Source organism: Collinsella sp. AF31-11, assembly GCF_003475605.1.
Lineage (GTDB): Bacteria > Actinomycetota > Coriobacteriia > Coriobacteriales > Coriobacteriaceae > Collinsella.
In genome coordinates this window covers 98,410-105,670 of record NZ_QRQS01000007.1, presented here as the reverse complement: position 1 = coordinate 105,670, position 7,261 = coordinate 98,410, and the positions used below count along the sequence as shown (strand labels likewise).

General features: G+C 59.5%; 5 protein-coding genes and 1 pseudogene. 3 read left to right on the top strand and 3 right to left on the bottom strand.

Translation table 11 applies throughout. From position 1 onward, the window contains the following. Nucleotides 1-235: 235 nt before the first annotated feature. Nucleotides 236-1,402, bottom strand: a complete 1,167-nt coding sequence (fucO, locus tag DWZ22_RS06065; RefSeq protein WP_118405676.1) for a lactaldehyde reductase — start codon at nt 1,400-1,402, stop codon at nt 236-238. Nucleotides 1,403-2,184: 782 nt separating this feature from the next. On the opposite strand from fucO, the gene DWZ22_RS06055 reads away from it, so the two are divergent. Then, nucleotides 2,185-2,721, top strand: coding sequence for a hypothetical protein (locus tag DWZ22_RS06055; RefSeq protein WP_118405675.1), 537 nt, complete (start codon nt 2,185-2,187; stop codon nt 2,719-2,721). Nucleotides 2,722-2,842: 121 nt separating this feature from the next. Here DWZ22_RS06055 and DWZ22_RS06050 read toward each other — a convergent pair whose 3' ends face one another. Beyond that, nucleotides 2,843-3,559, bottom strand: coding sequence for a YoaK family protein (locus tag DWZ22_RS06050; protein WP_118405674.1), 717 nt, complete (start codon nt 3,557-3,559; stop codon nt 2,843-2,845). A 268-nt stretch (nt 3,560-3,827) separates the two neighbouring features. Here DWZ22_RS06050 and DWZ22_RS06045 point away from each other — a divergent pair, with 268 nt between their 5' ends. Then, nucleotides 3,828-5,975, top strand: coding sequence for a YgiQ family radical SAM protein (locus DWZ22_RS06045; RefSeq protein WP_233546462.1), 2,148 nt, complete (start codon nt 3,828-3,830; stop codon nt 5,973-5,975). On the opposite strand, the gene DWZ22_RS06040 is transcribed toward DWZ22_RS06045, so the two are convergent. Next, nucleotides 5,972-6,892 carry a CPBP family intramembrane glutamic endopeptidase gene (locus DWZ22_RS06040; protein WP_147352271.1) on the bottom strand — a complete coding sequence of 307 codons (921 nt, stop codon included), beginning with the start codon at nt 6,890-6,892 and terminating at the stop codon, nt 5,972-5,974. The genes DWZ22_RS06045 and DWZ22_RS06040 overlap by 4 nt on opposite strands. 175 nt (nt 6,893-7,067) lie before the next feature. Here DWZ22_RS06040 and DWZ22_RS10470 point away from each other — a divergent pair. Then, a pseudogene (locus tag DWZ22_RS10470) lies at nt 7,068-7,261 on the top strand (IS110 family transposase); the annotation flags it as partial.

Here is a 7,261-nt window from a genome sequence, read left to right as displayed (position 1 = left end):
AGACCCGCCCCCGCCACGATAAGCAGACATAAGGCGCCATCCAACAATGCGCCCCTCACATCCCGCCTTTCCGGCACCCCGGCATCTGAGAAAAGAACGCAGGCGGCCCCGGGTTTCCCTTCGGGCGCATTCCGTCAGGACGCAAAAGGTCCCGCCGCGCAACGCGCGCAGCGGGACCTTTTGCATGTCCGAGGACGCGCCCGGAGGGAAACCCGGGGCCGCCGACGGGAGTGATTTACTCAGCCGGGCAGATCTTCTTGAAGAGCTCGATGACGTCGTCAAGCGTTGCCTCGCGCGGGTTGCCCGGGAAGCAGGCGTCGGCCATGGCGTCCTTGGCCAGGACCTCGATCTCGTCAGCCTTCAAGGCCTCGCAGACGTGCGGGATGTTCACGTCGGCGGAAAGCTGCTTGACGGCGGCGATGGCGGCGTCGGCAGCCTCGTCGGTGCTCATGCCCGTGGTGTCAACGCCCATGGCAACGGCAACCTTGGCCAGGCGCTCGGCGCAAACCGGCTTGTTGAACTCCATGGCGATCGGCAGCAGCATGGCGCAAGCAACGCCGTGCGGGGTGTCGTAGTGAGCGGACAGGGCGTGAGCCATGGCGTGGTCGATGCCCAGGCCAACATTGGAGAAGCCCATGCCGGCGACATACTGGCCAAGGGCCATGCCCTCGCGGCCGGAGCCGGGCTGACCGGACTTGGCCTCAGCGACAGAGTCGCGCAGGTTCTCGCTAATCAGCTTGATAGCCTCAAAGTGGAACATGTCGGAGAGCTCCCAAGCGCCCTTGGTGGTGTAGCCCTCGATGGCGTGGGTCAGAGCGTCCATGCCGGTAGAGGCGGTCAGGCCGGCGGGCATGGAAGCCATCATGTCGGGGTCGACGACGGCGACCTCGGGGGCATCATTGGTGTCGACGCACACGAACTTGCGGACCTTCTCGGGGTCGGTGATGACGTAGTTGATGGTCACCTCAGCAGCGGTACCGGCGGTCGTCGGCACGGCGATGGTGAACACGGCATGGTTCTTGGTGGGAGCAACGCCCTCGAGGCTGCGGACATCAGCGAACTCGGGGTTGTTGATGATGATGCCGATAGCCTTGGCGGTGTCCATGGAGGAGCCACCACCAATGGTCACGATAGCGTCAGCCTCGGCAGCCTTGAAGGCCTCAACGCCGTCCTTGACGTTCTGGATGGTGGGGTTGGGCTTGATCTCGGAGTAGAGGCTCCAAGCGATGCCGGCGGCGTCGAGCTCGTCGGTCACCTTAGCGGTAACGCCAAACTTAACAAGATCGGGGTCGGAGCAGACGAAAATCTTCTTGTAACCACGGCGCTGGAGCTCGCCGGGGATCTCCTTGATGGCGCCAGAACCATGATAAGAAATGGTGTTAAGAACGAAACGATTAGCCATTGATAGCCTCCCATCGTGTGCGGGGCACCCATTACGCCCCACGCTATGAATCTCATCCTAACGCTTTTGAAACAAAAAACGCGTGAGAACATCAAAAGTGTTAAAGCGTTTCAACATAATAACGGAGCCCCAGTCCTTCCCTCCCGACAGCAGCGAAGGCTAGATTATAGGAGCAATCGCCCAAAGAATACGACCAACTCAGTCTATAAATTGTTTCTGTTTTAGCAATATATGTTTGACAATGTTAGCGCCGGGCGATTTTAGCCGCTAATAGTCAACCGATTTTGACCAATCCCGGTCACCGAATAATGGCCACCGTGCCTCCCCGCCGCCACTACGCTGGTGGCGCCAACACGCCGCCCTCGACAGGCTGCTCGACAAGGCGTCGGTGTTCGTGATGCGGGGCCCGAGCTACCGCGGCAGGGGGCTCGACACGTACTCGGTGGAGGCCGTCCCCCAGGCGGTGAAGGTGAGGGGGATCCAGCCCGAGGGGATGTAGGAATGCGATAGGAAAGTCATAGATGCGGGCGTGTTGGCCAAAATGGGTCGGCCGGGATTGGTCAATCTCGGCCGACTATATTTGGCTAAATTTTTCCGACACTAACAACAATACGTTTATAAAGGATACTCTATAGTAAATAACATGCATGCAGCAAATAGCGTCATTCATTTTGTTAGAAATTGCCCATGCGGTTATTGCAGCTGTATGTACTGCAACGTACAGCGTAATTCTCCGCACGAAGCAGCAGACGGTTCCAATTCGATCGAGGCGATGATGCGTGATGGCTACTGGTCCTAAATCGAGCAAGACGGCTACAGACGAATATCGAATCTCAATTGAAGGTAACCCTTATCCGCATGCTCTGGCTCTCATCAACCCAGCGGGAGAGAACCTCAACATCAAAAGGCATGGGTTCACGGGTCCACTAGGACAGCTATTAAGTCTTAAATATACCGTTTATGACGATGCAAATGAAAAACTCTTTACTGTCGTCGACGGTGGTTTTAGCAACATGCCCAGGATTGCGCTCATCATCGAACACAAGGAAGTTGCGGTGTTCGATTATGGCCTAAACAGACTTGAGATGAAGTGCGTAACGAACATACCGAATTACTCAATAAAAGGTAACTTCCTATTTGGAGATTACGATATATTCAGTCAACGGGAAGTGAAGCTATCTTCAGTTAACGTCCTTCAATGTGATAAACAATCGTGCTTTAACATACAGGTTTTGGATAAAGCCGAATTAGCCGCCGCAATTGGAATACCCACAGCCATTGCCCTTCTGAGGGCTCGGATTGAAGAGCATCTCGAATAAATTGCAAAAAGCAGTTCGTAACAACATTCAGGAGCTAGATAGTTTTTTTCTGGCTCCTGAAGCTGTACTACATAGAGATGAAAAAACTACGGCAAAGGGACAACCCCTCTGCCGCATTCGGTTACTTTCGACAGCCCTCTTTCCAAGCCTCGGCCGCAACCTTCCAGCGAAAGCGCAAGTCGCGTTCGCGATCGATAAACATGATGGCAAACGCGATAAACAGCAGCACGCTCGCCACCGCAATGGCATGCAGACCTATGCGCTCAATGCACCAATTGCCCAGCACGGCGCCAAACACAAAGGTAAAGATCACACCAAAGTACAGCAGGCCGTTTTCCAAAAAGCCGCGCTTGTGGGTAATGATGTAATCGTCCACGTTTTGCAAGGCATTACGGAGGTTGCCGATACACATGGTCGTGGCGATGCCGTGTCCATGAATCTTGCGGAAGCTCTCGACCTGCATGCCGCAGGCAAACGAGGTAAGGCAGTTGGCGAGCAGGTTGAAATCGCCACCGGGAATAAAACTCACGCCCAGCAAGATGACGGCTTCAAAGAACACCGTCACCTGGCGCCAGTGAATCACGCTGCCAAAACGCTCGTGTACCAGGTCAGCAAGCATAATGCCCACAGCAAACGAAACCACAGGGAAGAAGTAACGCCCCGCAAGTGCCCAATTGCCCTCCGAGATACTCACGCCCACCAGCAGGATATTGCCTGTCTGCGCGTTGGCGAAAACATGGTCGCGCCCAATGTACGAATACACATCCATAAAGCCACCGGCGAGCGCCAAGATGATGCCCAGCTCGATGGACTCCGATATCTGTTTGGCACGCTGCATCGTCGTACATCCTCCTTGTTGACGACCCTCTCGTGCGTTGGCGGAGACATTGCCGCCGTTCATACTGTAACCCATTGACAACATGGCGTGCGCGCGAGACGACCCCTTCGACACGGGGATACACAGTCTGGAAACAAACGGCGGGAGAGGCGCCGACACCCGCATCGACGCGCCGATCCGCCAGCCCATGTACTCCACCAGTCTTTTTAGCCCCGTTCCAAAAAGACTGGTTACAATTACGTGCAGCATACAAACACCGGGAGGGATCGTGGCAAAAAAGCCTCAGCACGCTCAGAATAACCAGCGCAGTCAGCAGGGCAAACAGGGCCAGCAGCAAAAGCGCGGCGGTAAGGCGCAGGTCACGGCCGCCCCCGCCACCCGGGCCGCGCACACCCAGGCAGCGCCCTCACGCCCCTGGCGTCCGGGCCGCGATAAGTTCCTACCCGTCAGTCGCGCCGACATGGATGCACGCGGCTGGGACCAGTGCGACTTTGTCTACATCTGCGGCGACGCCTACGTGGACCACCCCAGCTTTGGTATGGCCATCATCAGCCGCGTACTCGACGCGCATGGCTACAAGGTGGGCATCATCTGCCAGCCCGACTGGACCGATCCCGCCAGCATCACCGTGCTCGGCGAGCCGCGCCTGGGCTTTCTCGTCAGTGCCGGCAACATGGACTCCATGGTCAACCACTATTCGGTGACCAAGCACCGCCGCCACACCGACGCCTATACCCCCGGTGGCGAGGAGGGTCACCGCCCCAACCGTGCCGTTACGGTCTACGGCAACCTCATCCGCCAGACGTTCAAGGACGCCCCCATCATCATCGGCGGCATCGAGGCGAGTCTGCGCCGCCTGGCCCACTACGACTACTGGCAGGACAAGCTCAAGCGCTCGGTACTGCTCGACTCGGGCGCCGACATCCTCATCTACGGCATGGGCGAGCACGCGATCGTCGAGATCGCCGACGCGCTCGATGCCGGACTGCCCGTCGACCAGATCACCTATATCAACGGCACCGTCTACCGCACCAGCTCGCTCGACGAGGTCTACGACTACGACCTGCTGCCCAGCTGGGACGACCTTACCGCCGACAAGCTCAACTATGCGCGCAGCTTTAACGTGCAGCAGCAGAATATGGACCCCATCACCGGACATCGCCTGGTAGAGCCCTACCCCAACAGCGTCTATGTGGTGCAGAACCCGCCTTCGGCGACGCTCACCACTGACGAGATGGACGAGGTGGCAGAGCTCCCCTACGCACGCGATTGGCATCCCGACTACGACGCGGCAGGCGGCGTGCCTGCCTTTGCCGAGATCAAGTTTTCCATCAGCTCTAACCGCGGCTGCTTTGGCGAGTGCTCGTTTTGCGCGCTCACCTTCCACCAGGGCCGCGTGTTGCAGATGCGCAGCCACGACTCGATCATGCGCGAGGCCGAGCTACTCACGCACGATCCCGAGTTTAAGGGCTACATCAACGACGTGGGCGGACCGACGGCCAACTTTAGCCGTCCTGCCTGCGACAAACAGCTCAAGCACGGCGTGTGCAAGAACAAGCGCTGTCTGTGGCCGAGCGTGTGCAAGAACATGGTGGTCGACGAGAGCGGCTACACGCAGTTGCTGCGCGACCTGCGCCAGCTTCCCGGCGTCAAGAAGGTCTTCGTGCGCAGCGGCATCCGCTTTGACTACACCATGGCCGATGCCTCGGACGAGTTTTTGCGCGAGCTGCTGGAGCATCACGTCTCGGGCCAGCTGCGCGTAGCGCCCGAGCACGTGAGCGATGCGGTGCTGAGTGTGATGGGCAAGCCGAGCCGCGCCGTCTACGACGCGTTCTGCCGCAAATTTGAGCGCTTGAACCGTGAATACGGACTCAAGCAGTACGTGGTGCCTTACCTCATCTCGAGCCACCCCGGCTCAACCATGAAGGAAGCTGTGGACCTTGCCGAGGCCGTGCGCGACATGGGCTACATGCCCGAGCAGGTGCAGGACTTCTACCCCACGCCGTCCACCATGTCGACCTGCATGTACTACACCGGCGTGGATCCGCGCACCATGCAGCCGATCTACGTGGCGCGCGACCCACACGAGAAGGCCATGCAACGCGCGCTCATCCAGTATCGCAAGCCCGAGAACTACAAGCTGGTGCGCGAGGCGCTGGAAAAGGCCGGGCGTCGTGACCTGATCGGCTACACCAAGCATTGCCTAATCCGTCCCGTGCCGCCGCGCCCGGGCGAGACGTCTGCTAGCGGCGGACACGGCACCGGCAAGAAGGGCGGCAAGGCCCACGGTGGCGCCGGCAAGGGCCCCAAGGGCAGCAAGGGGCACGGCGGCATGTCGCGTGCGCAGAACACCGCCGGCCGCAACCGTGCAGCTCAGGGGCGTCAGGGCGCCAACGGAGGCGGACGCCGCAATTAGTGCAGGAATGCGGTAGATGTGGTCGCAGTGCTCTGCTGGCACGCTTGGCGCAGCGAGTGCATTGCCTCCACCAGGATCACGTCGGCGATCGCGACCGTGATTATCACGTCGAACGGCGTGTTCACAAACCAGAGCAACGTCATGAGATACGACCCGGCGTTAAAGGCAAAATGCAGCAGGATCGTGTAGCGGAGCTTTCCGGTCGTCACGAGCACCGAGCCAAAAATGAGGCCGGCAGCTCCCGCATAGCAGCCCTGCACCCAGTTCAGGTGCATAAAACCGAAGATCGCCGCCTGCAGCACGACCGCCGCGGCGATACCCCACGTGCTCGGGGCCGCCCAGGGCACCATGGCGCCGTCCTGCGCGCTCGCACGACGCCGGCGCTTCCAAAGTGGGCGGCACTGCGGATTAAACGCTCGGAGCGAAAACTCAAAAACGATACCGCGCACCAGCAGCTCCTCGCAAAACGGAGCGCCGAGCACCGTGGTCAGGACGGCCAGATAGCTCGTGTCACCCATGCCCGTCTCCTCGACAAGTTCGCTGTAGTCGGCCGCGGCCTCGGGCAACAGCAACAGCACGGCGTCGGTCACGTAGCCAACGACCACCTGCAGGGCAAGGCCGATCACGATAACGCAGGCGATGCGCCTCCATGCTTTGCCTGCTCCCCCGCCAAGCGGGCGCTCGCCCTGCCAGCGCGCCATAAACGAGCGCGGCCACAGATAACGCCACCACAGCAGCGCCATCAAAAACGACGCCATCTGCGCGGCAGCCTGAAGCAATTGAATATCGAGGTCGTCAATCGAAAAGCCCATGAACACCGATGCGACGCCCAGAGCGGAGAACAAAACCACACTCAGGGCGATATCGGCAGCGACAACGCCAAAACAGGCAAGCGCCCAAATCATCGCATTGAGCATGCCAACCTCCTCAAAACCCGGCACTTAGGGACGTTCCTTAACTGCCGGCAGAGACGATATGAGCAGGACATAAAACATTGGGAGCCCCCGGCATGAAAGTCCGCGGATCAGGCCGACAATGGTGAGTGTCTAATCCAGCCGTGGCGGCCACGCCGCATTCATGGAAGGGGCTCCCATGCTCGATACTACCACCTTCGTCGGACTCGACGTCCACGCCCGCTCGATAAAGGCCGTCTCCCTCGACGTCATGACCGGGGAGGTGCGCTGCGCGACCTTCGGCTACGACGCCGGGGCCGTCGCGGCGTGGGTCCGGTCCGTGGACCCCGGGGCCAGGTGCGTGTACGAGTCCGGGGTCACGGGCTTCGACCT

Coding starts and splice junctions, on each gene's coding strand:
- DWZ22_RS06055 (WP_118405675.1), top strand. CDS start 2,185: ATGGCTACTGGTCCTAAATCGAGCAAGACGGCTACAGACGAATATCGA.
- DWZ22_RS06040 (WP_147352271.1), bottom strand. CDS start 6,892: ATGCTCAATGCGATGATTTGGGCGCTTGCCTGTTTTGGCGTTGTCGCT.
- DWZ22_RS06050 (WP_118405674.1), bottom strand. CDS start 3,559: ATGCAGCGTGCCAAACAGATATCGGAGTCCATCGAGCTGGGCATCATC.
- fucO (WP_118405676.1), bottom strand. CDS start 1,402: ATGGCTAATCGTTTCGTTCTTAACACCATTTCTTATCATGGTTCTGGC.